The following is a 23499-nucleotide window of genomic DNA, read 5'->3' as shown; positions in this document are numbered from 1 at the left end:
GACGGAACGTTTCGATGGAGTTCGAAATCATTGCTCGTGGGTCTCGTGGCGGGCGAGCATGTCGAGCGGCCGGGTCGGACCGCTCGGTCGCAGCCAGCCGTGCGTGGCATGGCATGGCAGGACGACTCCTAGGGGGAACACCGTGCTTGCACGATCCATTCGAGCCGGACTCGTCGCAGTCCTGGTCGCCGCGGCGGGGGTAGTGACGTGCACCTCTGAGGCTCAGGCGCAGCCGGCCTTCGCGAAGGTCTACATGACCACCGTGGTCACCCAGTGGAGCCACTGGAGCCCGGACACGAGCAACTCGTCCCACGCGGGCACGCTGTACGCGGCCAGCAACTACTTCTACTGCTACACCACGGGCGAGTACTACAACAACAACGGCCACGGGAGCGTGGTCTGGCTGCGTACGGACGACGACTCAGGTAATCGCAACGTGTACGTCAGTGACGTCAACCTCAGCAATTACTGGTTCGAGCGCGACGTCAGGACGCTTCCGACCTGCTACTGATGCCGGCACGAGAGCCTCCTCCGAGCCGCGTCACGGCTCGGAGGAGGCTCTCGCCGCGACGCCACTCCTACGATCCCCCGGGCCGGCGCATCGCCAAGTACCGGTTGCCGGAGGATGGTTCCCCAGTCGAGTGAGCGAAGTTGACCTGGGACGACACCTGCCTGGCCGAGCAGACCGACCCCGACGGCACGACGACCACCTGGCAGTACGCCCCCGGCACGCACCGCCCGCTGGCCCAGACCGGCCACCGGCCCTCCGGACGCGCCGCGGAGACCTCCTTCCCGGCCCCGAGCCCAAGGTCGTACTGGCGAGGTGCCTCGACCCATGAGCCGCGCATAACGAGTGCCGCAACTGCCCTGCACGAGGCCGTGGCACCGGGTAGCTTTTCCTGCCTTGGGGGTCCGGGCGCCTGTCCGCGCCCGGCCGAGCGGAGAGGTGCGGGAGCGGTGGGTAAATCGGCAACTGTGCTCGGCCGGGAGATCGGCAAGACCGGGCGGGAGATGAACGCGCTGCTGCGCAGCTATGGCTACCTGACAGGCGAGCCAGGCGCGTACTCCCTGACCGACAAGGGACAGAAGTACGGCACCCAAGAGGATCATTCCAGGGGCAACGCCAGGTCCCTGCACTACTACCGCCAGTGGACCACAACGACGTGGAGCGATGAGACTCTCCCGGCTCTGCTGAACGACATGGCCAATGCGCCGACTCCGCCCGAGCCCGCCGAGTCGTTCCCTGACGACGACGTGAGCGTCGCCGAAGCCGAGCCGGTCGGTGCCACTGACCGGGGTGCATCCGGTGGCACCGGTACGCCTGTCGATCTGGGAGTGGTTGCGATCGCTGCCGCGCTGCTGGTCGGGGCGAAGGCTGCGCAGATCGCGGCTCCGCACGCGCGACGCTGGTGGTCTGAGACTGCCGTGCCCGCGACGTCGCGCGTGCTCAAGCGACTGAAGCGGCAGGACCCGTCGGACAACGACGCCGAGACGTAACTCGGTCTGAACCACGGGGGAAGTCTGTGTTGTACGCGCACGAGGTGATCCTGAACGAACTCGCTCAGGGGCTCAGGTCTGTAGACGAGGGCGTCGAGTGGTTCAAGGGTCTCTCAGAGGGTGACCAACGCAGAGTCCTGCACGCACTGGTGCTGTTCTGCGGGCAGGCTCGCGCTCGTGAAGAGGACGTGCCGGAGAGCATCGCGCGTTCCGGCATCCGCCCTACTCACACGCCGGCGGTGATGCTCACGAAGTGGCGCTTCGGAATGGAAGCACTTCCGGCCTACGAACTACTGACCTTGAATGCGTGATGTCGTCATGGTGGCTGGCGCCGGAGGCCGGTGCCGGTGAGGCAGCCGTCGAGGACGTCGGGGCGGTACTGGAGCTGGCGTAGGCCGCGCCGGACGGCGGTGATCAGATCGTCGGGGTCGGCGAAGGCGCGGTTGGCTGTGGTGGTGCGTCGCAGGACGGACCAGATGCCCTCGACCGGGTTAAGGGCGGGTGCGTAGGGCGGCAGTTGGAAGACGGTGAGCCAGTCGCGGTCGGCGATGTAGCGGCGCATTCCGGCCGTCAGGTGGGTGTTGAGATTGTCCCAGACCAGCACGATCGGGCCGCCGAGCTGCTGGTGGGCGGTCTGGATCAGGTCGCGGTAGTCCTTCCAGGAGAAGCTCTTGCGCCCGTCGGGCCGGGCGTCCGGGCAGGGCCGGTAGATCAGCCGCGAGGGTTCGCCGGTCTTGAAGCAGGCCAGGGCGGCCACCGATAAGCGGCGGCGGGATCGGCCTCGCACGCGGATCACTGGGGTGTGGCCGCGGCGGGACCAGGTGCGGGTGGCCGGCGGCGTCATCGAGAATCCGGCTTCGTCCTCGAAGACGAGCCAGGCGTCGAGCGCCGCCACGGTCCTTCCACCTGGGGCCAGGTCTCCTTCACCCAGCCGGCCACAAGGTTCTCGTCCCGCTCGATCGCCCGCCGGGCGGGGACCTGGCAGCTCCAGCCGTGCCGCTTGAACAGGGCGGCCACCCCTTGCACGGTGTAGCTCTTGTGGAATCGTCGCCCGATCAGCGTCTTGATCCGTGAGAGGGTCCAGGTCTGGTCCGGCCAGCCGTGTGCCACCGGGCCCTTGGCCAGCTCCTGCTCGAGGACGGCGAACAGTTCGTCACTGAGCAGCGGCAGCGATGCCGGGCCCTTGGAGGCCAGGGCACTCGGCCCGTTCTGCGACCAGGCCCTGCGCCACCGCTGAACCGACCGGATGCTGACCCGCAGGTCGTGCGCGATGGCCGCGCTCTCGTCGCCCAGGGCGAACCGCGCAGCGGCCTCCATCCTCAACTTTTCGCGGAAGAATCGCCGTTCGTCGGTCAGTCCGCCCCCTTGCGCATACCTCATGCGGTCGGCATACCGCAGGGATCATGAGGCGTCAGCCCCTACGACACCACGCTTTGAAGGTCAGTAGAGGCATTCGAGGTAGTCCCCGTACAGAGCGACGCACGCCGATGAGATGGTCGTGTCGTTCCCGCCGCTACCGGAAGCGGTCAAGCAAGGCTGGGGATGATGTCGCGATGACTGCGCTTACGACTGCGCTCAACAAGGTCACCCATGGCATGGATACACGGCAGGCGTCACGCAGCCTCGTCGGAGGTGCCTTCGCCGGCGTCGCGTTCAGTGGAGTCGAGTCGGTCACCATCGACGCTGCCGTGGCCCAGCCGCTGCAGATGGCGTTTCTATCCCGGAACTCTCGGCAAGTAGGCTGGCTATATGATCGACGTCACATCCTACCTGCGCACCAAGTCGGGATCGTTCGTCGACGTGGCGGAGGCAGGCTCTCCTGCAGCGGATCCTTCGTATGTCGAGGGAGCCATCGATATGGCCATCAATGGCGTACGGATCCTGGATCAGGAACTCTGGGACTATGTCGACGAACTCTGGGCCTATATCAGCGATATGGTCCTGAAACTCACGAACGAGGGCGAGGCGTCGACCTACTTCCCGGATCAGCCGATCCGTTTGTCGTTCAAACGCCTGGGTGGTGGACTCGTCCTCGTGTCACTCACCTACGATGACGTCAAGCGGACCGTGTCCGTCGGGGAACGTGAACTCGTGGACGCCTTGCGTCGGTCCGGCACAGAATTCTTCACCAGGATGAAAGAGCTGCTTCCTGAGAACGCCCTTGGGTACGACGATGCCTTGACGCGACTCACGAGCTGAAGCTGCCGACAGGAGCCTGGGGCGCACTCCGAGTTGGCGTGGGGGACCCCGAGACGGCCTGCTAACTCAGCCAGGACCCCCTGGGCCTGAAGCCGGCCCCCAACCCTGCGGCTTACGTTCGCCACCCCGGCACCTGGTCGGACCCGCTGGGTCTGTACGGCTGTGAGCTGGAGGACCTCGGGGGCGGCTGGTATCGCTCGCCCGAAGGGTTGGACTACGGTCCGGGTTCGGCCGAGGGGCACCGCATCACTCACCTCATGCAACACACCCGGGAGAACCCCGCGAAGCCCGCTCAAGGAGTCTTCGACACGGGCAACCAGGGCGTGCTGGAAACTGTCGACGAGGCATGGAGTCGGCGCGCCATGGCAGTCTCGGTCAACCAGCAGGGCGCTCGTACCACCTACATCATCCCCATGGGCCGGCAGGTGGGTTACAACGCCGGGGAGGAACATATTTCGATCACCGTCGAACACGGCAACGAAGTGATCACGGCCTTCCCGAGGAGCTGGAACTGATGAACAAGGTCGCCTGCACGCACTGCGGCCAGGACTGGGTGCGCTGTTACGAGCGCAAGGACACGGGCCAGAGGTTCTTCCTCTGCCCCGAGTGCGAGTCCGTCTGGAACCTGGAGGACGACCTTCACGAGGACACGGACATGTATCTGAGCGAGTACCTTCTAACCGGGGACCCCGCAAAGGACTGGGAGATCATCACTCCGTGTGGCCGAGAAACCGGTGATCGTCGCTTCGGGGGACCTTGAACCGGATCACCGCCTTCTACTCGGCCGGTAATTGGGGCGCCCTCCGTGGAGCACAGCCGATTCTGCCGGCTACGTCCCAGGCCGGGGCCTGACGTTCACCTGGCCTGGTAACGGGCATGGGCCTGACAGCTCATGGCGGCCGCGAGCCTTGAGGCCGGCCGGGAATGGCGGAGAAGGGCAGGAGAACGGCGTACGCGACGGCCATATGTCATCCGCGCCAGTGTCGTGCGCGCTGTGGCGCGCACCTCACGCGTGCCTACGCTCGACGGCCTCCCCGTGATCTGCCGGGTGCCCTCGGTGGGAACGGAATGGGTATCCCCCTGGGAGTCGAACTTCGAAGTCGGCTCCCAAACCGCTCCCAAGACAACCTCAGAAACCACTCAGGGGCCCGACCCGCTGTGCGGATCAGACCCCTGGCCTGGTACTACGGCGTCGGGGTGGCGGGATTTGAACCCACGACCTCTTCGTCCCGAACGAAGCGCGCTGCCAAGCTGCGCCACACCCCGATGTCGCTGTTTGTCGCGGCGACGACGTTTACTTTAGCCCACCGGTGGCTGTAGACGAAATCCGGTTTAGACGCGGCGGCGGACCGGCGTCGGGCGGGTGTGGTCCAGGGCCACCAGGAGTACGGACAGGGCGTACACCGCGAGGCCCAGGAGGAGGGCGTTGGCCAGCGTGCTGCGGTAGCCGTGGGCCGTGACGTCCAGGAAGGGGTACAGGTAGCGGGACGGATCCGAGGGCGGCAGGAAGGCGGCCCGGATGAGGGTGAAGGCGAGATAGGCCAGGGGATAGAGGAGCCAGGCCGCGGTCTGGCGGAGGTGCAGGCGCCCCGCCGGAGTGAGGAGGAGCCAGTCCAGTACCGCCGCGGTCGGGACCAGCAGGTGCAGGACCTGGAGCGCCGTCCACTGGGCGTGCCACCGTACCGGGGCCGTCGCCGCGCCGGTCATGGAGAACGGGGGCGTCGTATGTCCCAGGAGCAGGTGGTAGACCAGTGCGCCGACCACGGCGTAGAGCAGCGCGGCGCCCGTCACGGCGGAGGGGAGAGCGCGTCGGGCCCGCCAGGCCCTCGCCGCCGACAGGAGCATGACCACGGTCAGCAGGATGCCGGCCTGGACGCTGAAGTAGCTCAGGATGCGGGCCGGGGGGCCCAGCAGGAGTTCCAGCGCGACGCCGCCGGCCGCCGCCACGGCGGTCATGAGGCGGAAGATCGCGATCGCGGGGCGGCGGACCGGGGCCACCACCGCCGAGGCCGGGACCGGCGCGGGCAGCAGTATGGGTGGGCCCGGGACCGCGGGCAGGTCCGGGATGTCCCGGGGTATCGGGGCGGTCATGCCCCTCACGCTAGGAGCCGGGAGAGGGCGGGGCCATGTGGGCTGGGCCGGGTGGGTGAGGTGATGGCCGTGGCTGCTACACGGCCATGGCTGCCGCCGCGGACCCGCCTGCCGCCGTTCACCCGCCTGCCGCCGCGGACTCGCCTGCCCGCCGTTCACCCGCCTGCCCGCCGTTCACCCGCCTGCCGCCGTTCACCCGCTGCTGCCGATCAGCTTTCTGCTGCCGTCCAGCTTCCTGCTGCGCGCGGCCCCGTGCCAGGAGGCTTCCCCGCCGTATTGCCGGCTGCCTGCCCCGGTCGCCTGCCCCGGTCGGCCCGCTACTCCCTGCCCACCAACGTCAGCAGCGTCGCCTCCGGAGGGCATGCGAAGCGCACCGGGGTGTAGCGGTTGGTGCCGCAGCCCGCCGAGACGTGCAGGTAGGACGTCCGGCCCTCCGCCGTGTGCGTGGACAGGCCCTTCACGCGGTCGGTGTCCAGGTCGCAGTTGGTGACCAGGGCGCCGTAGAAGGGAATGCACAGCTGGCCGCCGTGCGTGTGGCCGGCCAGGACCAGGGGGTAGCCGTCCGCCGTGAAGGAGTCGAGGACGCGCAGATAGGGGGCGTGGACCACGCCCATGGAGAAGTCGTACGTGCCCGACGGGCCGCCCGCCACCTGGGCGTAGCGGTCGCGCTTGATGTGCGGGTCGTCCAGGCCGGTCAGCTCGATGGAGACGCCTTCGACCTTGAGGACTTCGCGGGTGTTGGTCAGGTTCAGCCAGCCCGCCGTGTCGAAGCCGTCCCGCAGGTCCTCCCACGGGTTGTGGATCACGCCCACCGCCGGGGGGTTGCCGTTCAGGCCGTGACGTCCGCTCGTCTTCTCCAGCAGGTAGCGGGCGGGGTTGCGCAGCTTGGGGCCGTAGTAGTCGTTGGAGCCGAAGACGTACGCGCCCGGGAACTCCATCAGCGGGCCCAGGGCGTCCAGCACCTCGGGGACGCCCTCCGGGTCCGACAGGTTGTCCCCGGTGTTGATCACGAAGTCGGGGCGCAGTCCCGCCAGCGACTGCAGCCAGCGCTGCTTCTTGCGCTGGCCGCTGACCATGTGGATGTCGGAGACCTGGAGCACACGCAGCGGGCCCATGCCCGGCGGCAGGACGGGCACGGTGACCCGTCGGAGGCGGAAGGAGCGGGCCTCGAAGCCCGCCGCATACACCAGGCCGGCGGCGCCGGCCGCCACGATCCCCAGGGGAATTCCGTATCGCGCGCGCATATGCCCATCGTGTCAGACCGGTTGACCGGGTTGAGACCGGCCGCCGGTAATCCACGGGCGTGGCCGGCCGTGCACCTGCGACAATCGGGGCTATGACCACCACGCTCAAGTCGAAGCTGCACGACCACCTCAACGCCGCGATCAAGGAGCGTGACGAGCTGCGTTCCTCGACGCTCCGGCTGACGCTCGCCGCGATCACCAAGGAGGAGGTCGCGGGCAAGGAGAAGCGGGAGCTGTCCGACGACGAGGTCCTCAAGGTGATCACCCGTGAGGCGAAGAAGCGCCGTGAGGCGGCCGACGCCTTCGCGCAGGGTGGCCGTGCCGAGCAGGCCGAGCGGGAGAAGGCGGAGGGCGAGGTGCTCGCCGAGTACCTGCCCAAGCAGCTGTCCGACGAGGAGCTGAACGCGATCGTCGCCGCGGCCGTGGAAGAGGCGAAGGCGGCCGGCGCCGAGGGGCCGCGGGCCATGGGCGCCGTCATGAAGATCGTGAACCCGAAGGTGGCCGGCCAGGCCGAGGGCGGTCGGGTCGCCGCCGCGGTGAAGAGGCTGCTCCAGGGCTGAGCAATCCGGCCATCGCCCCCCGGCAGCCTCGCAGCTCCGCAGGCTCGTAGCCTCGCAGGCTCGTGGCCTCCGCTGCCGTCCGTGCGAGCCGTAGGCAGGGCCCGTCCGAGAGCCGTAGGCAGGGCCCGTCTGTACGACGAGCGTCACCGCGGTCGTCTCTACGGCCTGGCGGCGGCTGACTCTGCGGCCGTATCCAGGGCCGTCTCTACGACAGCGGGGCCGCACCCCTCTCGGAGGTGCGGCCCCGCTGTCGTGTATCGGAGGGCCCCGCTGTCCCAGCCGGAGGTGCGGCCCCGCTGTCCTAGCCGGAGGTGCGGCCCCGCTGTCCTAGCCGGAGGTGCGATCCCGTCGTCCTAGCCGGAGGGGCGGTCCCGCTGTCCTAGCCGGAAGTGCGGCCCCGCTGTCCCAGCCGGAAGTGCGGCCCCGCTGTCCCAGCCGGTGCGGTCCCGCCGTCGTACCGCGAAGGCGCCGGTGCCGGCTAGTGCCGGCCGCCCCCGTGGCCGTTCCCGTTGTTCCCGCCGTTCCCCTGGCCTTGGATGAAGTTCCCGGGGAGGGAGAACGTCGGCTTCGGGAACGTCCCGCCGATGCCGCCGGTGGAGGTGTCACCCGTGGCTCCGCCGTTGGCCGTTCCCCCGTTCGTCAGACCGCCGATCAGCCCCCCGATCACCTGTCCCGTCGTGTCCCCGTTGTTCCCGTCCTGACCCCCCCGGTCGCCTTTTCCCTGGTCACCCTCGTCGTTGGCGTCGGGGATGTCGATCAGGTGGAAGTCCGGTGCGGGCTTGCCCTCCAGCGCGCCGGTCATCATGTCGCGCCAGATCGGGCCCGGGACCTCACCGCCGTAGACCTTGTCGTGCGGGATGCCGCCGATGGTGATGCTGGTCATCTTGCGCTTGTGCTGCGGGTCGCCGACCCAGACCGCGCCCGCCATGTTCGGGGTGTAGCCGACGAACCAGGCCGCGTAGCGCTCGTCCGTCGTGCCCGTCTTGCCCGCGCTCGGGCGGCTGCCGAGGCCGGCCTCCTGTCCCGTGCCGTCCTCGACCACGCCCTTGAGGAGCGTGCTGAGCGTGTCGGCGGTCTTCTCCGACATCGCCCGCGAGCAGGTCGACTTCGGCACCGCCAGGGACTTCTGCTCGCTGCCGACCTTCTTGGTGACCGACTCGATGGCGACCGGCGTGCAGTACATGCCGCGCGAGGCGAAGGTGGCGTACGCGCTCGCCATCGTCAGCGGGGACATCTCCTGGGTGCCGAGCGCGATGGAGGGCGCCTGGTCGATCTTGCGGCCGTCCGCGCGCGCCACGCCCATCTTCTTGGCCATGTCGACGACCGGGCAGATGCCGATGTCGCTGATCAACTGCACGTAGTAGGTGTTGACCGACTTCGCGGTCGCCTCCGACATGCCGTACGGGCCGTGCTCGGACTCGTTCTCGTTCTTCAGCTTGGCGGGCCGGTACGGGTCGTTGCGCCAGACCTTGCCGTTGCACGCGGACACCGGGCTCGGGTACGCCATCTCGTACGGCGACGAGTACTCCTGCGTCGGGGCCTTGCCGCCCTCGACGGCCGCCGCGGCGACGATCGGCTTGAAGGTCGAGCCGGGCTGGTAGCCGGCGCCGCCGCCCATGTCCTGGTTCACGGACAGGTTGATCGTCGTCTCGTCGTTGTTGGTGTTGACGCCGTACGGGCGGGACTGGCCCATGGCCAGGATCTTGCCGGTGCCCGGCTCGACGACGGTCGCGGCGGTCGCCACGGGGTCGCTCTTGTAGACGTGGTCCTTGATGGACGCCTGCACGGACTCCTGCGCCTGCGGGTCGAGCGTCGTACGGATCGTCAGGCCGCCCTGGTTCCAGAGCCTGGCCCGCTCCTCCTTGGTCTTGCCGAAGACCGGGTCGGTGAGGACGACCTGGCGGGCGTAGTCACAGAAGAAGCCGGCACCCTTCACCGCCGTGATGCAGCCGTTCTTGGGGCGGCTGGTGTGCAGGCCGAGCGGCTTCTCCTTGGCCTGGTCGGCCTCCTTCTGGGAGATGTCGCCGAGCTCCGCCATGCGCTGCAGGACGGTATTGCGCCGCTTGGTGGCCTCCGCCTCGTCGTTGACGGGGTCGTACCGGCTCGGGGACTGCACGATGCCGGCCAGCAGCGCCGATTCCTGGAGGTTCAGGTCCTTGGCGTGCTTGGAGAAGTAGCGCTGGGAGGCGGCCTCGACGCCGTACGCCTGCTCGCCGAAGAAGGTGATGTTCAGATAGTTCTCGAGGATCTTCTTCTTGCCGAGCTTGTCCTCGATCTGGATGGCGTACTTCAGCTCGCGGATCTTGCGGCCCAGGGTCTGCTGGGTGGCCTCGGCGACCTTGGTCGGGTCGTCGCCGGCCTCCTCGATGAAGTAGTTCTTCACCAGCTGCTGGGTGAGCGTGGAGGCGCCCTGGGCGACGCCGCCCTCCTGCGCGTTCTTGTTCACCGCGCGCAGCACGCCCTTGAGGTCGACCGCGCCGTGCTTGTAGAAGCGCGCGTCCTCGATCGCGACGATCGCCTTCTGCACGTACGGCGAGATGTCCTTGAGGTCGACCACCGTACGGTCGCGGGAGTAGACGGTCGCGATCTGGTTGCCCTGGTTGTCCAGGATCGTGGTGCGCTGGCTCAGCTGGGGACTCTTCAGGTTGGCCGGGATCTCGTCGAAACCCTTGACCGAGCCCTTGGCCGCGAGACCCAGCGCGCCGGCCGCGGGCAGCGCGATGCCCGCCATCACGGCGCCGGCGAGAACACTGACACCGAGGAACTTGGCGGCCTGCTGCATGGGCGACAGACCGCCGCCCGAGCGCTTCTTTGGCATGGGGGCAGCCTAATCCGTACTGTTGAGCGTTCCGAGGGAGCGACCGCCTCTCGGGATGTTCCGAGTGCCGGATCGTGACGTAACCGGACCGGGAACCGCCCGGGCGCGTCGGTCCGCGTCATGGCTGTCATGGCGCGGCAAAGCAGAAGCCCTACGTTCCCATTCGCCGGACACGCGCGCAGGCCTTGGCCTAAGCTGCTCTCAACTGTCACAGCAGTGCGGTCATGTATCCATACGTCCGGCGACCCCGAATCGTTCCGGACGCGGCCCGGAATCCTCGGGGAACGTGCCCGCTCCCCGAGGGGAATGAGCCCGAATCCCCCGCGTGTGTCACCTGGCGCCCGGTGTGACGTACCACGACTGCCCCGGTTTGCCGGGATGATCACGCATGTCGTCAGCTCACTCCCGCGGGTGATCTGCCGCTTACCCATAGTCCGTTCGGGCCATTCAAGATTGGGCCCGAAGGGGGTGTTGCGCTGTCCCCACCTTCCGTAACGTCCTCAACTGGCGGCGGTGAATATGCCGCTGCCGCCGTGGGGGAGCCTCGATTCGGGAGAGGACGGCGCCGGTATGGGCTGGGTAACCGACTGGAGTGCGCAGGCTGCCTGCCGCACTACCGATCCGGATGAACTGTTCGTTCAGGGAGCAGCGCAGAACAGGGCCAAGGCGGTGTGCACCGGATGTCCGGTACGCACCGAGTGCCTGGCGGACGCGCTGGACAACCGCGTCGAGTTCGGCGTGTGGGGAGGCATGACGGAGCGGGAACGCCGCGCACTGCTGCGCCGGCGGCCCACCGTGACCTCGTGGCGCAGATTGCTGGAAACCGCCCGCTCGGAGTATGAGCGGGGCACCGGGATCGTGCCCCTCGACAACGACGAGGTGTACGAGAACTACGCGGCCGTGAGCTGAAGGCACCCCCCTTCGGTACATCTGGCACGTCCCCGGGGCATATCGTTCCGGCACGGCTGCTTCGGTCGCGGCCACCGCCCGGCGTACGTCCCCGTCCCCGTGTCCGTGCAGGGCGACCGGGTGCGGCAGGGGTGCGATCGCCGTGCCGAGCCGGTGTGCACGCGCACACGCGCAGGGCCGCGCCACTGCGCCCTGTGTGTGCCGGGACGCGCCCGCGTACGCGTACGACCTGTGCCGCGTGAGCGCCGCGATGCGCCGCGTATGCGCATGACGTGCGCCGTGTGAGTGCCGAGGCGCGCCGTGCGAGCGCGAGAGGCGCCACCTCGCGCCCCAGCCCCAGGTGGGCCGTGCATGCGCAAGCGCATGAGGCATGCCTATATGTGCTCTGGGTGCTCTGGGTGCTCTGGGTGTTCCGGCCGTTCGGCCGCCAGCCGATTCCCGATGTCCCGCAGGCCCGCGAGGTCGTGGACGTCGCCGGGCAGCGCTGGTACCTCGGCCACCGCCACCTCGGGGTGGCGGGCGGTGAAGCGGTCGTGCGTGCGCTGCTCGCGTGAGAGCAGCTGCATACGGTCGGCGTGCAGCCTCAGCAGGCCCGCGGTGAGCCGGTCGACGGGGCGCTCCGCGTCGGCGGGGGAGCCTTCCTCGGAAGCAGCGGCTGCGGTCTCGGATGCGGGAGGTTGTGAACTGCCGTACGTGTCGGGAGAGTTACGAAGTCCAGCTTTCCCGTCCGCCTGATCGACAATGCGGGGGTCCTCAAGATTTTCCGCGGCGGCGAGTGCCCGCTCGGCCGACAGCCGGCCGGCGCCGCTGCGGTGCACCCGGTTCAGCACCAGACCCACCAGCGGCATCTTCTCCGCGGCCAGCCGCTCCACGAAGTACGCGGCCTCACGCAGCGCGTCCCGCTCCGGGGCCGCCACCACCAGGAAGGCCGTGCCGGGCGCCTGGAGCAGCTTGTAGGTGGCGTCCGCGCGTGTGCGGAATCCACCGAAGGTGGTGTCCATGGCGGACACGAACGTCTGGACGTCCTTCAGCAGCTGACCGCCCAGCAGCTTGCCGATCGTGCCGGTCATCATCGACATGCCGACGTTGAGGAAGGCCATCCCGGCGCGACCGCCGAGCTTCGCCGGTGCGGTCAGCAGGCGGATGAGCCGGCCGTCCAGGAAGGAGCCGAGCCGCTTGGGCGCGTCGAGGAAGTCCAGCGCCGAGCGGGAGGGCGGGGTGTCGACCACGATCAGGTCCCACTCGTCCCGCGCCCGCAGCTGGCCCAGCTTCTCCATCGCCATGTACTCCTGCGTGCCCGCGAAGCCCGCCGAGAGCGACTGGTAGAAGGGGTTCGCCAGGATCGCGGCGGCCCGCTGCGGATCCGCGTGCGCCTCCACGACCTCGTCGAAGGTGCGCTTCATGTCGAGCATCATGGCGTGCAGCTCGCCGTCGCCCTCGGTGCCCTTCACCTTGCGCGGCACGTTGTCGAGGGAGTCGATGCCCATCGACTGGGCCAGCCGCCTGGCCGGGTCGATGGTGAGGACGACCACCTTGCGCCCCCGCTCGGCCGCCCGGAGCCCGAGGGCCGCCGCGGTCGTCGTCTTGCCGACCCCGCCAGAGCCGCAGCACACCACGATCCGCGTCCCGGGGTCGTCCAGCAGCGGATCGATGTCGAGCACGCGCGCGGAGGACAGCCGCCGGGGCGCCTCCTGCGCCTCGGCCGTGCCGTGTCCCTCGGTGACCTCCCGCGCCTCCGCCCGGTCCGTACTCATGACAACCCCTGCTTCCGCAGCTCGGTGGCGAGTTCGTACAGGCCCGCGAGGTCCATGCCCTCGGCGAGCAGCGGCAGTTCGTGCAGCGGCAGGCCCAGCTCACCGAGGACCGCGCGCTGCTCCTGCTCCAGCGCGTACCGCTCGGCGTACTCCGCGGCCTGCTCCAGCAGCGGGTCGACCAGCTTCTCGGCGTTCCCGCCCCGTCGGGCCCCGCCCAGCCCGGCGGCCGAGAGCGCCTGTGCCACAGAGGAACGCTCCACGGTCCGTACGAGTTCCAGATCCGCCGCGTCCAACACCTCGGGCCGGACCATGTTCACGATGACCCGGCCGACCGGCAGGCGTGCCGCGCGGAGTTCGGCGATGCCGTCGGCGGTCTCCTGGACCGGCATCTCCTCCAGCAGTGTCACCAGGTGCACCTCCGTCTCCGGCGACTTCAGCACCCGCATGACCGCCTGCGCCTGGTTGTGTATCGGCCCGATCTTCGCAAGGCCCGCCACCTCGTCGTTGACGTTCAGGAAGCGGGTGATGCGGCCGGTCGGCGGGGCGTCCATGACGACGTAGTCGTACGCGAACCGGCCGGACCGGTCCTTGCGGCGCACGGCCTCGCACGCCTTGCCGGTCAGCAGGACGTCTCTGAGGCCGGGCGCGATGGTGGTGGCGAAGTCGATCGCGCCGAGTTTTCTCAGGGCCCGGCCCGCGCCGCCGAGTTTGTAGAACATCTGGAGATAGTCCAGAAGGGCCAGTTCGGGATCGATGGCGAGGGCGTACACCTCGCCGCCGCCCGGAGCGACCGCGATCTTGCGCTCCTCGTACGGGAGCGCTTCTGTCTCGAAGAGTTGTGCGATTCCTTGCCGGCCCTCGACCTCCACGAGAAGCGTCCGCTTCCCCTCGGTCGCGAGGGCCAGCGCGAGTGCGGCGGCGACCGTCGTCTTTCCGGTCCCGCCCTTGCCGCTGACGACCTGGAGCCTGCTCACGTCTTCGAGACTAACCATTCCGGGCGACGGCCACGCGGGAGGCTGTGGACAACGGGGTCGTGGTGGACCCGCCGGCCCCGTCCGCAGCAGCCGCTACAGTCGGCCCATGACCAAGTGGGAATACTCAACCGTGCCGCTGCTCGTCCATGCCACGAAGCAGATTCTGGACACCTGGGGCGAGGACGGCTGGGAGCTCGTCCAGGTCGTGCCCGGGCCGAACAACCCCGAGCAGCTCGTGGCCTACCTGAAGCGGCAGAAGCGGGAGAAGCACGCGTGAGCGCGGTCGAGACCAAGCTGGCCGAACTCGGCCTGACCCTGCCGGAGGTCGTACCGCCGCTGGCCTCCTACCAGCCGGCCGTGCAGTCCGGCGTGTACGTGTACACCGCCGGCCAGCTGCCGATGGTGGAGGGCAAGCTGCCGGTCACCGGCAAGGTGGGCGCCGAGGTCACCCCGGAGGAGGCCAAGGAGCTGGCCCGCACCTGTGCGCTGAACGCGCTCGCCGCCGTGAAGTCCGTGGTCGGCGACCTGGACCGCATCGCGCGCGTGGTGAAGGTCGTCGGTTTCGTCGCCTCGGCGTCCGACTTCACCGGTCAGCCCGGTGTCGTGAACGGCGCCAGCGAACTGCTCGGCGAGGTCCTCGGTGAGAAGGGCGTGCACGCCCGCAGCGCGGTGGGCGTCGCGGTGCTGCCGCTGGACGCGCCGGTCGAGGTCGAGATCCAGGTGGAGCTGGCCCAGTAGGCCACGGGTCCGCTGACCTCGGGCACCCCTCGAACATTCGCCCTGTACGGGATAGCCTCCGGCCATGGCGAACGGTCAGTGGTACCCCCCGGAGTGGCCGGACCGCATACGCGCGCTGGCGGAGGGCACGCTCACTCCGGTGACCCCCAGGCGCGCGGCCACGGTTCTGCTCCTGAAGGACACCCCGGACGGCCCGGCCGTCCACATGCTGCGCAGACGCGCCTCCATGGCCTTCGCCGGAGGCGCGTACGCGTATCCCGGGGGCGGTGTCGACCCCCGTGACGACGACCGCCGGATCCGCTGGGCGGGACCCACGCGCGCGTGGTGGGCCAAGCGGCTCGGCGTCGACGAGGCGGGCGCCCAGGCGATCGTCTGCGCTGCCGTACGGGAGACCTACGAGGAGGCCGGCGTGCTGCTCGCCGGGCCCGGCCCGGAATCGGTCGTCGGCGACACCACCGGCGACGACTGGGAGGCCGACCGTGCCGCCCTGGTCGCGCGTGAGCTGTCCTTCGCCGAGTTCCTGGACCGGCGTGGCCTGGTGCTGCGCTCGGACCTGCTGGGCGCCTGGACCCGGTGGATCACGCCGGAGTTCGAGGCCCGCCGCTACGACACGTGGTTCTTCGTGGCCGCCCTGCCCGAGGGCCAGCGCACCCGGAACGCCTCCACGGAGGCCGACCGCACGGTGTGGATCCGCCCCGAGGAGGCCACCGCCGGGTACGACAGGGGCGAGCTGCTGATGATGCCGCCCACCGTCGCCACCCTGCGCCAGCTGCTTCCGTACCGCACCGGCGCCGAGGCGCTGGCCGCCGCGCCCGCGCGCGACATGACGCCGGTGCTGGCCCGTGCCCGTCTCCGGGACGGCGAGATCGTCCTGTCCTGGCCCGGGCACGACGAGTTCACCAAGCACGTCCCGACGACCACCCCCTCGACCACCGGTGGAGGCCCCGCATGACCGACGCAGCCGCTCTGCCGGGCCAGCCCCGGGGCGGAGTCCTCTCGGGGCCGGCCACCGAACGGGCGGTCAACGTCCTCGCGCCCAACCCCTCCGCGATGACCCTGGACGGCACCAACACCTGGATCGTCGCAGAGCCCGACTCCGACCTGGCCGTGGTGATCGACCCGGGCCCGCTGGACGACCACCACCTGCGCAACGTCGTGGACACGGCCGAGAAGGCCGGCAAGCGCATAGCCCTGACCCTGCTGACCCACGGCCACCCCGACCACGCCGAGGGCGCCGCCCGCTTCGCCGAGCTGACCGCCACGCGCGTGCGTGCCCTCGATCCGGCCCTGCGGCTCGGTGCCGAGGGCCTGGCCGGGGGAGACGTGATCACCGTCGGCGGCCTGGAGCTGAGGGTCGTACCGACCCCCGGACACACCGCGGACTCGCTGTCCTTCCACCTCCCGGCCGACCGGGCGGTGCTGACCGGTGACACCGTCCTGGGGCGCGGTACGACGGTCGTGGCGCACCCCGACGGCCGGCTCGGGGACTATCTGGACTCCCTGCGGCGGCTGAGGTCCCTGACGGTGGACGACGGCGTGCACACCGTGCTGCCGGGTCACGGGCCGGTCCTGGAGGACGCCCAGGGCGCCGTCGAGTTCTACCTCGCCCACCGCGCCCACCGGCTCGCCCAGGTGGAGACCGCGGTCGAGAACGGCCACAGCTCCCCGGCCGAGGTCGTCGCCCACGTCTACGCAGACGTGGACCGCTCGCTGTGGCCGGCCGCGGAACTCTCGGTCCGCGCCCAGATGGACTACCTCAGCGAGCACGGGCTGATCTAGCACCTGCCGTCCGGATCAGGCCGGGCTCGCGGGGTCTGGTGCCTGGTCCGGCCTCAGCCGCACGGGGCATGCTGGTCCGGGCGGGGCGCTTTGGTGCCGTGCACGCGCGCGTACTCCTCGGCGAGCCAGGGCCCGAGGTCGTCCACGTACGACCGCAGGACGACCGGATCGCCGACGGGTTCCCGGCCGTGGCGTGCCGCGGTACGCAGCTGTGCGGCCCGCTCGGGGTAGTAGGCGGCGAACACCTCGGCCATCTCGCGCAGGTCGCTGGTCCAGCCCTGCCAGCGGGGCATGACCAGGGTGAAGCCGGTGCGGACGAGGTGCCGGGACATGAAGCGCACGAGCGGCCGCCGGGCCTCCTCGGTGTCCTGGGCGCCCTCGATCCGTTCCCGCCAGCGCGGCAGCCACCGGGCGAGGTCACCGTTGGTCTCGCGGGCGAGCAGGGAGTCGGGCCGGTAGCGGGGGAGGTACTCGGCGAGGTCCTCGCCGAGCAGCGGGGTGCACAGGCAGGCCACGAACCAGCCGAGGTCGTACCGCTCCGGCTCGCTCAGCAGCCGCCCCCGGCCGTGGAGCAGCGTGCCGACGCCGTCGATCTGCCCGAACTCTTCGTCGACCGCCTCGCCGAGGGCCCGTACCGCGTCCCGGTCGGCGTCGGCCGGCTCCTCGCGCAGGGCGATCAGGAGGTCCAGGTCGCTGCGCCCCACGCGCGCGGTGCCGCGCGGGATCGACCCGTAGACGTACGCGCTGTGCAGCCGTGGGCCGAAGACGTCCGGGATCCGGTCGCGGGCGGCGGCCACGACCGGGCGGAAGGCGTCCGGTACGCGCGCGAGGGAGCCTTCGCGCTCGATGAAGCCCTGGGCGTCGAGTCCGCGACGGCGGACGGTTTCGGCCATGCCCTCACTGTGCCGCGCGCGGCCGCCCCGGGCCGCTGATTTACGCGCCGCTTTACGCGCGGCGCGTGGGCCCGGCGGGAAGGCAGCCCGCCCGGCACCTGGCGACCAGCCGGAACGGGCAGCCGGGCAGCCGGGCCGCCGGCTCCCGGGGGCGGTCAGCGGCACACGGTCAGCGGGACCTCTTGGCCAGCCTTTCCACGTCGAGCAGGATCACGGCGCGCGCCTCCAGACGGAGCCAGCCGCGCTGGGCGAAGTCCGCGAGGGCCTTGTTCACGGTCTCGCGGGAGGCGCCGACGAGCTGGGCCAGCTCCTCCTGGGTGAGGTCGTGGACGACGTGGATGCCCTCCTCGGACTGCACGCCGAAGCGGCGCGAGAGGTCCAGCAGGGCGCGGGCCACGCGGCCGGGGACGTCGGAGAAGACCAGGTCGGACATGGCGTCGTTGGTCTTGCGCAGACGGCGGGCGACGGCGCGCAGCAGGGCGCCGGCCACCTCCGGGCGGACGTTCAGCCAGGGCTGGAGGTCGCCGTGGCCCAGACCAAGCATCTTGACCTCGGTCAGCGCGCTCGCGGTCGCGGTGCGCGGGCCCGGGTCGAACAGCGACAGCTCACCGATCAGCTCCCCGGGACCGACGACGGCGAGCATGTTCTCGCGGCCGTCGGGGGAGGTGCGGTGCAGCTTGACCTTGCCCTCCGTGACGACGTACAGCCGGTCGCCGGGGTCCCCTTCATGGAAAAGTGAGTCGCCGCGGGCGAGGGTCACCTCACTCATGGAGGCGCGCAGCTCCGCGGCCTGCTCGTCGTCGAGAGCCGCGAAGAGCGGGTTGCGCCGCAGAACGTCGTCCACGAGTTCTCTCCTTGTCGACCTGCTCAGGGGATCTTGCTCCCCCACGTGCCAGGGGACCGTGTTCCCCATTTTGCCGGACGGTCCAAACAGTGTGATCTGTCACAAGGATGCCGCACAGGTGTCCCGGGGTAAGCGTCAGGGGTCCAATCGGGGGCCGGTATACCGGGTCCGGAGCGGATGTCGGTGCCGGGCTTTAGGCTGGCCGGGTGTCCAAATCGCCGGTGAGAGCACAGGCCAAGGGGGCTGGGCGGGTGGTTGTACGTCGTGATTCCGCTGTGGGCGAACGCGCTCCCGGAGGAAGTAGTAAAACGGGTAAATCGGCTGAAAAGCCTGTCGGTCTCGCGGAGACGGACTCCACGCAGGAAGCGCCCGCGAAGAAGGCCGCGAGGAAGGCGACGAAGAAGGCCGCGCCTGCGAAGAGCGTGGCGAAGAAGGCCGTACCCGCGAAAAGCGTCGGGAAGAAGGCCGTACCCGCGAAGGCCGCCGCGAAGAAGGCCGTACCCGGCAAGAGCGCCGTGAAGAAGGCCGCGCCCGTCAAGAAGATCGCGGTCGGGTCGCCGGCCGGCGAGACCGCCACCGCCCTGGTCCGCCGGGCCCGCCGCATCAACCGCGAGCTCGCCGAGGTGTACCCGTACGCCCACCCCGAGCTGGACTTCGACAACCCCTTCCAGCTGCTGGTCGCCACCGTGCTGTCGGCACAGACCACCGACCTGCGGGTCAACCAGACCACTCCGGCGCTCTTCGCCAAGTACCCCACCCCCGAGGACCTCGCCGCCGCCAACCCGGAGGAGGTCGAGGAGATCCTGCGTCCCTGCGGTTTCTTCCGGGCCAAGACCAGGTCGGTCATAGGGCTCTCCAAGGCCCTCACCGAGGACTTCGGTGGCGAGGTGCCCGGCAGGCTGGAGGATCTGGTCAAGCTGCCCGGGGTGGGGCGCAAGACGGCGTTCGTCGTCCTCGGCAACGCCTACGGGCGGCCCGGGATCACCGTGGACACCCACTTCCAGCGGCTGGTCCGCCGCTGGCAGTGGACGGACGAGACCGACCCCGACAAGATCGAGGCCGCCGTCGGCGCCCTCTTCCCCAAGAGCGACTGGACCGACCTGTCCCACCACGTGATCTGGCACGGCCGCCGGATCTGCCACGCCCGCAAGCCCGCCTGCGGGGCCTGCCCCATCGCTCCGCTCTGCCCGGCCTACGGCGAGGGCGAGACGGACCCGGAGAAGGCGCGAAAGCTCCTGAAGTACGAGAAGGGCGGCTTCCCGGGGCAGCGGCTCAGGCCCCCGCAGGCGTACCTGGACGCCGGCGGCAAACCCGCGCCGCCGCTGGGGGCCGCGTGACGGAACGATCTCGGGGTCCTCGGGCGTTGGAGAGGGCAGAGCGACGGGGGTGGCGATGACCAGGGCAAGCGAGACACAGGGCGGTCGGGTGGCGCTCAGCAAGGAGGGGCTGCCGGACTGGCTGGGACCCGTGGCGCACGCCGCCGAGACGGTCCAGCCGCTCCAGCTGAGCCGCTTCCTGCCGCCGGAGAACGGCTCCGGGCGGCAGTCGGCCGTGCTGATCCTGTTCGGCGAGGGGGAGCGCGGCCCGGAGCTGCTGCTCATGGAGCGGGCGGGCTCCCTGCGCTCGCACGCCGGGCAGCCGTCCTTCCCGGGTGGCGCGCTGGATCCGGAGGACGGCGATCCGCAGGGTGAGGGCCCCCTGCGGGCCGCGTTGCGCGAAGCCGAGGAGGAGACCGGGCTCGACCCGTCCGGCGTGCAGCTCTTCGGCGTGCTGCCCCGGCTGTACATCCCGGTCAGCGGGTTCGTCGTCACCCCCGTGCTCGGCTGGTGGCGCGAGCCCAGCCCGGTGGGCGTCGTCGACCCGAAGGAGACCGCGCGGGTCTTCACCGTCCCCGTGGCGGATCTCACGGACCCCGCCAACCGCGCCACCGCCGTCCACCCCAGAGGCCACAGCGGTCCGGCGTTCCTGGTCGAATCGGCCCTGGTCTGGGGCTTCACCGCCGGAGTGATCGACCGTCTCCTGCACTACGCGGGCTGGGAGCGTCCCTGGGACCGGCAGAAGCAGGTCCCGCTCGACTGGCACGCATGACAGGGTGATCCCCGTGCTGTATCCCCCGGGGCACCCCGGGGCCCCGGCCGAGCTGCTGGGAGCGGAGTGAGTAGGCGAGGCCTGAAGCAGTGAACGTGCTGGACATCCTGTTGCTCGTCGCGGCCGTCTGGTTCGCGGTGGTGGGTTACCGCCAGGGCTTCGTCGTCGGCATCCTGTCGGTGATCGGGTTCCTGGGCGGCGGCCTGGTCGCCGTGTACACGCTGCCCGTCATCTGGGACGCCGTGACCGGCCAGGCGGAGGTCGGTACCACCGCCGCCGTCGTGGCGGTGGTCGTCGTCATCGTCTGCGCCTCCGTGGGCCAGGCCCTGACCACCCATCTCGGCAACAAGCTGCGCCGGCACATCACCTGGTCCCCGGCCCGCGCCCTGGACGCCACCGGCGGCGCGCTGGTCAACGTCATCGCGATGCTCCTGGTGGCCTGGCTGATCGGCTCCGCCCTGGCCGGCACGACCCTGCCCACGCTCGGCAGGGAGGTCCGCGGCTCCAAGGTGCTCCTCGGCGTCTCCCGGGCCCTGCCCCAGCAGGCCGACACCTGGTTCGCGGACTTCTCCTCCGTGCTCGCGCAGAACGGCTTCCCGCAGGTCTTCAGCCCGTTCTCCGACGAGCCGATCAAGGACGTGCGGCCGCCCGACCCGGCCCTCGCCGACAGCCCGGTCGCCCTGCGCGCCCAGCGCTCCATCGTCAAGGTCACCGGCACCGCCCAGAGCTGCGGCAAGGTCCTGGAGGGCACCGGTTTCGTCTTCGGGGACCGCCGCGTGATGACCAACGCGCACGTGGTCGGCGGGGTGGACGAGCCGACGGTGCAGATAGGCGGCGAGGGCCGCAGGTACGACGCCAAGGTCGTGCTGTACGACTGGAAGCGCGACATCGCCGTACTCGACGTACCGGACCTGAGGGCGACCGCGCTGCGGTTCACGACCCGGGACGCGAGCGGCGGGGACGGCGCGATCGTCGCCGGCTTCCCGGAGAACGGCTCGTACGACGTGCGTGCCGCGCGCGTGCGCGGGCGCATCACGGCCAACGGCCCGGACATCTACCACCGCGGCACGGTCCGCCGCGACGTGTACTCGCTGTACGCCACCGTCCGTCAGGGCAACTCCGGCGGCCCGCTGCTCACTCCGGACGGCAAGGTGTACGGCGTGGTGTTCGCCAAGTCCCTCGACGACGCGGACACGGGCTACGCCCTGACGGCCGACGAGATCCAGGCCGACGTCGAGCGGGGCCGTACGGCGAACGAGCAGGTGGGTACGGACAGCTGCGCCCTGTAGGGCGACGCGGGGCGGTCAGCTCCGCGGGTGACGCAGGCGCACGGACACCCAGCGGGCCCGGCGGCGCAGGATGCGCGGAATCCCCACCCGCAGGTCGCCTTCCGCGAGTTGCGGGGTGCCTCGCTGAGGCGTGCTCAGGCCCGTGGCCGAGCGGCGGTTGCGGGGTGCGTCACTGTAGTCGTGCGTCCAGCCCATACCCCGACGTGTGCCCCCGCCCCAAGGTCGATAACCGCCCGCACGCCCCCCAATTGGCCTATGCGGAAGGCATGTGGCCGTTCGGGGGACAGGCGTTCAGGAACCGGCACACCACGCGCGGCCGGCCCGTCACCCACGGCTCACCGTCCGGGCGGTGCGTCACCGGTCCGGCTCGGGGTCCTTGAGCCAGTTGACCAGCTCCGTGGAGAAGGCCGCCGGGTCCTCTTCGTGCGGGAAGTGGCCGAGGCCGTCGAACAGCCGCCAGCGGTAGGGCGCTTCGACGAACTCGCCCGAACCGGCCGCGCTGCGCGTGCGGGTGACCGGGTCCAGGGAGCCGTGCAGATGCAGCGTGGGCACCCGCACCGGCCGCTTCATCCGGCGGTAGAACTGCACGCCGTCCGGGCGGGCCAGGGAACGCACCAGCCAGCGGTACGGCTCGATGGCGCAATGCGCCGTGGAGGGGATGCACATGGCCCGCTGGTACGTCTCCACGGCCGCGTCCTCGGGCAGCCGCGGCCCGGACCAGTCCCGGATCAGCCGGCCCACCAGCGCGCCCCCGTCGGCGGTCAGTTGACGCTCCGGCAGCCATGGCCGCTGGAAGCCCCAGATGTAGGAGTTCGCGGCCGTCTGCCGGGCGTCCCGCAGCATCGCCGCGCGCCAGCGCCTCGGATGCGGCATGGACGACACGGCGAGGCGCCGCACGAGCTTGGGCCGCATGGCCGCCGCCGTCCACGCCAGGTAGCCGCCGAGGTCGTGTCCGACCAGCGCGGCGTCCGGCTCGCCGAGCGAGCGGATCACGCCGGTGACGTCCAGGGCCAGGTTGGCGGGGTCGTACCCGCGGGGCGTGCGGTCGCTGCCGCCGACGCCCCGCAGGTCCATCGCCACCGCCCGGTATCCCGCGTCCGCGAGCGCGGCCAGCTGGTGCCGCCACGTCCACCAGAACTGCGGGAAGCCGTGCAGAAGCAGCACCAGGGGGCCGTCGCCCAGCTCGGCGATGTGGAAGCGGGCGCCGTTGGCGGCGACGTCCCGGTGAGTGACCTGCCTCCCGTCCGGGAGGTCGATCCGCACGGGCGAGAGGGCGGCTGGGTCCGTCATGACGACGAGCGTGCCACAGCCTCGATGGCCGCGGGAGCCCGGTCCTCGGCGAGCTCCGGGCGCGGATGCGGCTTGGCGTTCTGCAGGACGCCCGCCGTCTCCTTCACCGAGGCGGCCACCTTCTGCGGGCCGCGGCCCTTCTTGGCCTTCTTCGCGAACACCACGCCCAGGAGCGCGAGGAGCCCGGCGACGAGCACGTTGGCCGCGAAGGACAGCAGGAAGCAGACGGCCAGGTTCCAGCCGCTCCAGGTCCTGATGCCGTACGCCAGGGCGAAGTTGAGCATCGGCAGGGAGAACACCAGCACCGCGCCGGCGATGGAGAACGCGCCGCCGCTCACCGCGCCCTTCTTCACGTCGCGCTTGAGCTGGGCCTTGGCCAGCGCGATCTCGTCGTGCACCAGCGCCGACATTTCGGTCGTCGCCGAGGCGAACAGCTGGCCGATGCTGCGTTCGGCGCCGACCGGGCTGCCGTCGGGTGCGCTCATCGCGTTCTCCCTCAGAAGTCTGTTGTGCCGCACGTGCACTGTGGGGA

At 70.4% G+C, this 23499-nt stretch carries 27 protein-coding genes and 1 tRNA gene; 15 read left to right on the top strand and 13 right to left on the bottom strand.

The genetic code is table 11. From position 1 onward, the window contains the following. The first annotated feature begins 253 nt into the window (after positions 1-253). The 3 genes from AB0B40_RS19495 to AB0B40_RS19485 all read left to right on the top strand — a co-directional run bounded on the left by AB0B40_RS19495 (position 254) and on the right by AB0B40_RS19485 (position 1808). The gene (locus AB0B40_RS19495; RefSeq protein WP_345054983.1) at positions 254-511 is read left to right on the top strand and encodes a hypothetical protein; all 258 of its coding nucleotides are present in this window, start codon (positions 254-256) and stop codon (positions 509-511) included. Between the two features lie 446 nt (positions 512-957). Then, positions 958-1497, top strand: a complete 540-nt coding sequence (locus tag AB0B40_RS19490; protein ID WP_362264679.1) for a hypothetical protein — start codon at positions 958-960, stop codon at positions 1495-1497. A 44-nt stretch (positions 1498-1541) separates the two neighbouring features. Further along, positions 1542-1808, top strand: a complete 267-nt coding sequence (locus AB0B40_RS19485) for a DUF5958 family protein (protein WP_345054978.1) — start codon at positions 1542-1544, stop codon at positions 1806-1808. A 5-nt stretch (positions 1809-1813) separates the two neighbouring features. Here the strand turns inward: AB0B40_RS19485 and AB0B40_RS19480 are convergent, their stop codons facing one another. Both AB0B40_RS19480 and AB0B40_RS19475 read right to left on the bottom strand, forming a co-directional pair. Further along, positions 1814-2341, bottom strand: a complete 528-nt coding sequence (locus AB0B40_RS19480) for a transposase (protein WP_362264731.1) — start codon at positions 2339-2341, stop codon at positions 1814-1816. Beyond that, complete coding sequence (locus tag AB0B40_RS19475) at positions 2338-2877, bottom strand: winged helix-turn-helix domain-containing protein (protein ID WP_362264677.1); 540 nt, start codon at positions 2875-2877, stop codon at positions 2338-2340. The genes AB0B40_RS19480 and AB0B40_RS19475 overlap by 4 nt, the downstream gene beginning before the upstream one ends. A gap of 369 nt (positions 2878-3246) precedes the next feature. On the opposite strand from AB0B40_RS19475, the gene AB0B40_RS19470 reads away from it, so the two are divergent. The 3 genes from AB0B40_RS19470 to AB0B40_RS19460 all read left to right on the top strand — a co-directional run bounded on the left by AB0B40_RS19470 (position 3247) and on the right by AB0B40_RS19460 (position 4456). After that, complete coding sequence (locus tag AB0B40_RS19470; RefSeq protein WP_362264675.1) at positions 3247-3696, top strand: hypothetical protein; 450 nt, start codon at positions 3247-3249, stop codon at positions 3694-3696. Between the two features lie 257 nt (positions 3697-3953). Then, positions 3954-4211 (top strand): hypothetical protein, encoded by a 258-nt coding sequence (locus AB0B40_RS19465; RefSeq protein ID WP_345059166.1) that lies wholly within the window; start codon positions 3954-3956, stop codon positions 4209-4211. Beyond that, entirely contained in the window at positions 4211-4456 is a 246-nt protein-coding gene (locus tag AB0B40_RS19460) for a hypothetical protein (RefSeq protein WP_345059164.1), read from the top strand. Before AB0B40_RS19465 ends, AB0B40_RS19460 begins: the two co-directional genes overlap by 1 nt. Positions 4457-4888: 432 nt before the next feature. Here the strand turns inward: AB0B40_RS19460 and AB0B40_RS19455 are convergent. The 3 genes from AB0B40_RS19455 to AB0B40_RS19445 all read right to left on the bottom strand — a co-directional run bounded on the left by AB0B40_RS19455 (position 4889) and on the right by AB0B40_RS19445 (position 7031). Then, positions 4889-4962: transfer RNA gene (locus tag AB0B40_RS19455), tRNA-Pro, on the bottom strand. 66 nt (positions 4963-5028) lie between these two features. Further along, positions 5029-5787, bottom strand: a complete 759-nt coding sequence (locus AB0B40_RS19450; RefSeq protein WP_362264672.1) for a Pr6Pr family membrane protein — start codon at positions 5785-5787, stop codon at positions 5029-5031. A gap of 317 nt (positions 5788-6104) precedes the next feature. After that, positions 6105-7031 (bottom strand): metallophosphoesterase, encoded by a 927-nt coding sequence (locus AB0B40_RS19445; RefSeq protein ID WP_362264671.1) that lies wholly within the window; start codon positions 7029-7031, stop codon positions 6105-6107. Positions 7032-7123: 92 nt separating this feature from the next. On the opposite strand from AB0B40_RS19445, the gene AB0B40_RS19440 reads away from it, so the two are divergent. Beyond that, positions 7124-7591, top strand: a complete 468-nt coding sequence (locus AB0B40_RS19440) for a GatB/YqeY domain-containing protein (RefSeq protein ID WP_345053304.1) — start codon at positions 7124-7126, stop codon at positions 7589-7591. Between the two features lie 478 nt (positions 7592-8069). Here AB0B40_RS19440 and AB0B40_RS19435 read toward each other — a convergent pair whose 3' ends face one another. Next, entirely contained in the window at positions 8070-10409 is a 2340-nt protein-coding gene (locus AB0B40_RS19435) for a transglycosylase domain-containing protein (protein ID WP_362264669.1), read from the bottom strand. 570 nt (positions 10410-10979) lie between these two features. Between AB0B40_RS19435 and wblA the strand changes: the two genes are divergently transcribed. Next, positions 10980-11318: a transcriptional regulator WblA gene (gene wblA / locus AB0B40_RS19430; RefSeq protein WP_063777071.1), complete on the top strand. Its 339-nt coding sequence runs from the start codon at positions 10980-10982 to the stop codon at positions 11316-11318. Positions 11319-11692: 374 nt separating this feature from the next. Here the strand turns inward: wblA and AB0B40_RS19425 are convergent, their stop codons facing one another. Further along, positions 11693-13072: an ArsA family ATPase gene (locus AB0B40_RS19425; RefSeq protein ID WP_362264667.1), complete on the bottom strand. Its 1380-nt coding sequence runs from the start codon at positions 13070-13072 to the stop codon at positions 11693-11695. Continuing rightward, on the bottom strand, positions 13069-14046 hold the full coding sequence (locus AB0B40_RS19420) for an ArsA-related P-loop ATPase (RefSeq protein ID WP_345053314.1): 978 nt from the start codon (positions 14044-14046) through the stop codon (positions 13069-13071). Before AB0B40_RS19420 ends, AB0B40_RS19425 begins: the two co-directional genes overlap by 4 nt. Before the next feature lie 106 nt (positions 14047-14152). Between AB0B40_RS19420 and AB0B40_RS19415 the strand changes: the two genes are divergently transcribed. The 4 genes from AB0B40_RS19415 (at position 14153) to AB0B40_RS19400 (ending at position 16563) form a co-directional block, all read left to right on the top strand. Next, the gene (locus AB0B40_RS19415) at positions 14153-14323 is read left to right on the top strand and encodes a DUF4177 domain-containing protein (protein ID WP_107069317.1); all 171 of its coding nucleotides are present in this window, start codon (positions 14153-14155) and stop codon (positions 14321-14323) included. After that, complete coding sequence (locus AB0B40_RS19410; RefSeq protein ID WP_345053318.1) at positions 14320-14784, top strand: RidA family protein; 465 nt, start codon at positions 14320-14322, stop codon at positions 14782-14784. Before AB0B40_RS19415 ends, AB0B40_RS19410 begins: the two co-directional genes overlap by 4 nt. A gap of 64 nt (positions 14785-14848) precedes the next feature. Then, a complete protein-coding gene (locus AB0B40_RS19405; RefSeq protein ID WP_345053320.1) occupies positions 14849-15736 on the top strand; it encodes an NUDIX hydrolase in 888 nt (295 codons plus the stop codon). Next, the gene (locus tag AB0B40_RS19400; protein WP_362264664.1) at positions 15733-16563 is read left to right on the top strand and encodes an MBL fold metallo-hydrolase; all 831 of its coding nucleotides are present in this window, start codon (positions 15733-15735) and stop codon (positions 16561-16563) included. The genes AB0B40_RS19405 and AB0B40_RS19400 overlap by 4 nt, the downstream gene beginning before the upstream one ends. 53 nt (positions 16564-16616) lie before the next feature. Here the strand turns inward: AB0B40_RS19400 and AB0B40_RS19395 are convergent, their stop codons facing one another. Both AB0B40_RS19395 and AB0B40_RS19390 read right to left on the bottom strand, forming a co-directional pair. Further along, positions 16617-17456: a nucleotidyltransferase domain-containing protein gene (locus tag AB0B40_RS19395; protein WP_362264662.1), complete on the bottom strand. Its 840-nt coding sequence runs from the start codon at positions 17454-17456 to the stop codon at positions 16617-16619. A gap of 169 nt (positions 17457-17625) precedes the next feature. Continuing rightward, on the bottom strand, positions 17626-18300 hold the full coding sequence (locus AB0B40_RS19390) for a Crp/Fnr family transcriptional regulator (RefSeq protein ID WP_073887802.1): 675 nt from the start codon (positions 18298-18300) through the stop codon (positions 17626-17628). 275 nt (positions 18301-18575) lie between these two features. Here AB0B40_RS19390 and nth point away from each other — a divergent pair, with 275 nt between their 5' ends. From nth to AB0B40_RS19375, 3 genes are all read left to right on the top strand, one after another. After that, the gene (nth, locus tag AB0B40_RS19385; protein ID WP_345053326.1) at positions 18576-19637 is read left to right on the top strand and encodes an endonuclease III; all 1062 of its coding nucleotides are present in this window, start codon (positions 18576-18578) and stop codon (positions 19635-19637) included. Positions 19638-19692: 55 nt separating this feature from the next. Further along, the gene (locus tag AB0B40_RS19380; protein WP_362264659.1) at positions 19693-20388 is read left to right on the top strand and encodes a CoA pyrophosphatase; all 696 of its coding nucleotides are present in this window, start codon (positions 19693-19695) and stop codon (positions 20386-20388) included. A gap of 89 nt (positions 20389-20477) precedes the next feature. Continuing rightward, on the top strand, positions 20478-21677 hold the full coding sequence (locus AB0B40_RS19375) for a MarP family serine protease (protein ID WP_345053331.1): 1200 nt from the start codon (positions 20478-20480) through the stop codon (positions 21675-21677). A gap of 15 nt (positions 21678-21692) precedes the next feature. On the opposite strand, the gene AB0B40_RS19370 is transcribed toward AB0B40_RS19375, so the two are convergent. The 3 genes from AB0B40_RS19370 to AB0B40_RS19360 all read right to left on the bottom strand — a co-directional run bounded on the left by AB0B40_RS19370 (position 21693) and on the right by AB0B40_RS19360 (position 23452). Continuing rightward, positions 21693-21872: a hypothetical protein gene (locus tag AB0B40_RS19370; protein WP_237538643.1), complete on the bottom strand. Its 180-nt coding sequence runs from the start codon at positions 21870-21872 to the stop codon at positions 21693-21695. A gap of 159 nt (positions 21873-22031) precedes the next feature. After that, positions 22032-22967 carry an alpha/beta hydrolase gene (locus AB0B40_RS19365; protein WP_345053336.1) on the bottom strand — a complete coding sequence of 312 codons (936 nt, stop codon included), beginning with the start codon at positions 22965-22967 and terminating at the stop codon, positions 22032-22034. Next, positions 22964-23452, bottom strand: coding sequence for a phage holin family protein (locus tag AB0B40_RS19360; protein ID WP_345053338.1), 489 nt, complete (start codon positions 23450-23452; stop codon positions 22964-22966). The genes AB0B40_RS19365 and AB0B40_RS19360 overlap by 4 nt, the downstream gene beginning before the upstream one ends. Positions 23453-23499: the final 47 nt, after the last annotated feature.

This window comes from Streptomyces sp. NPDC042638, assembly GCF_040647235.1.
Classification (GTDB): Bacteria; Actinomycetota; Actinomycetes; order Streptomycetales; family Streptomycetaceae; genus Streptomyces; species Streptomyces rameus.
The sequence above is the reverse complement of the archived record's forward strand: the minus strand, read 5'-3'. Positions and strand labels throughout refer to the sequence as shown.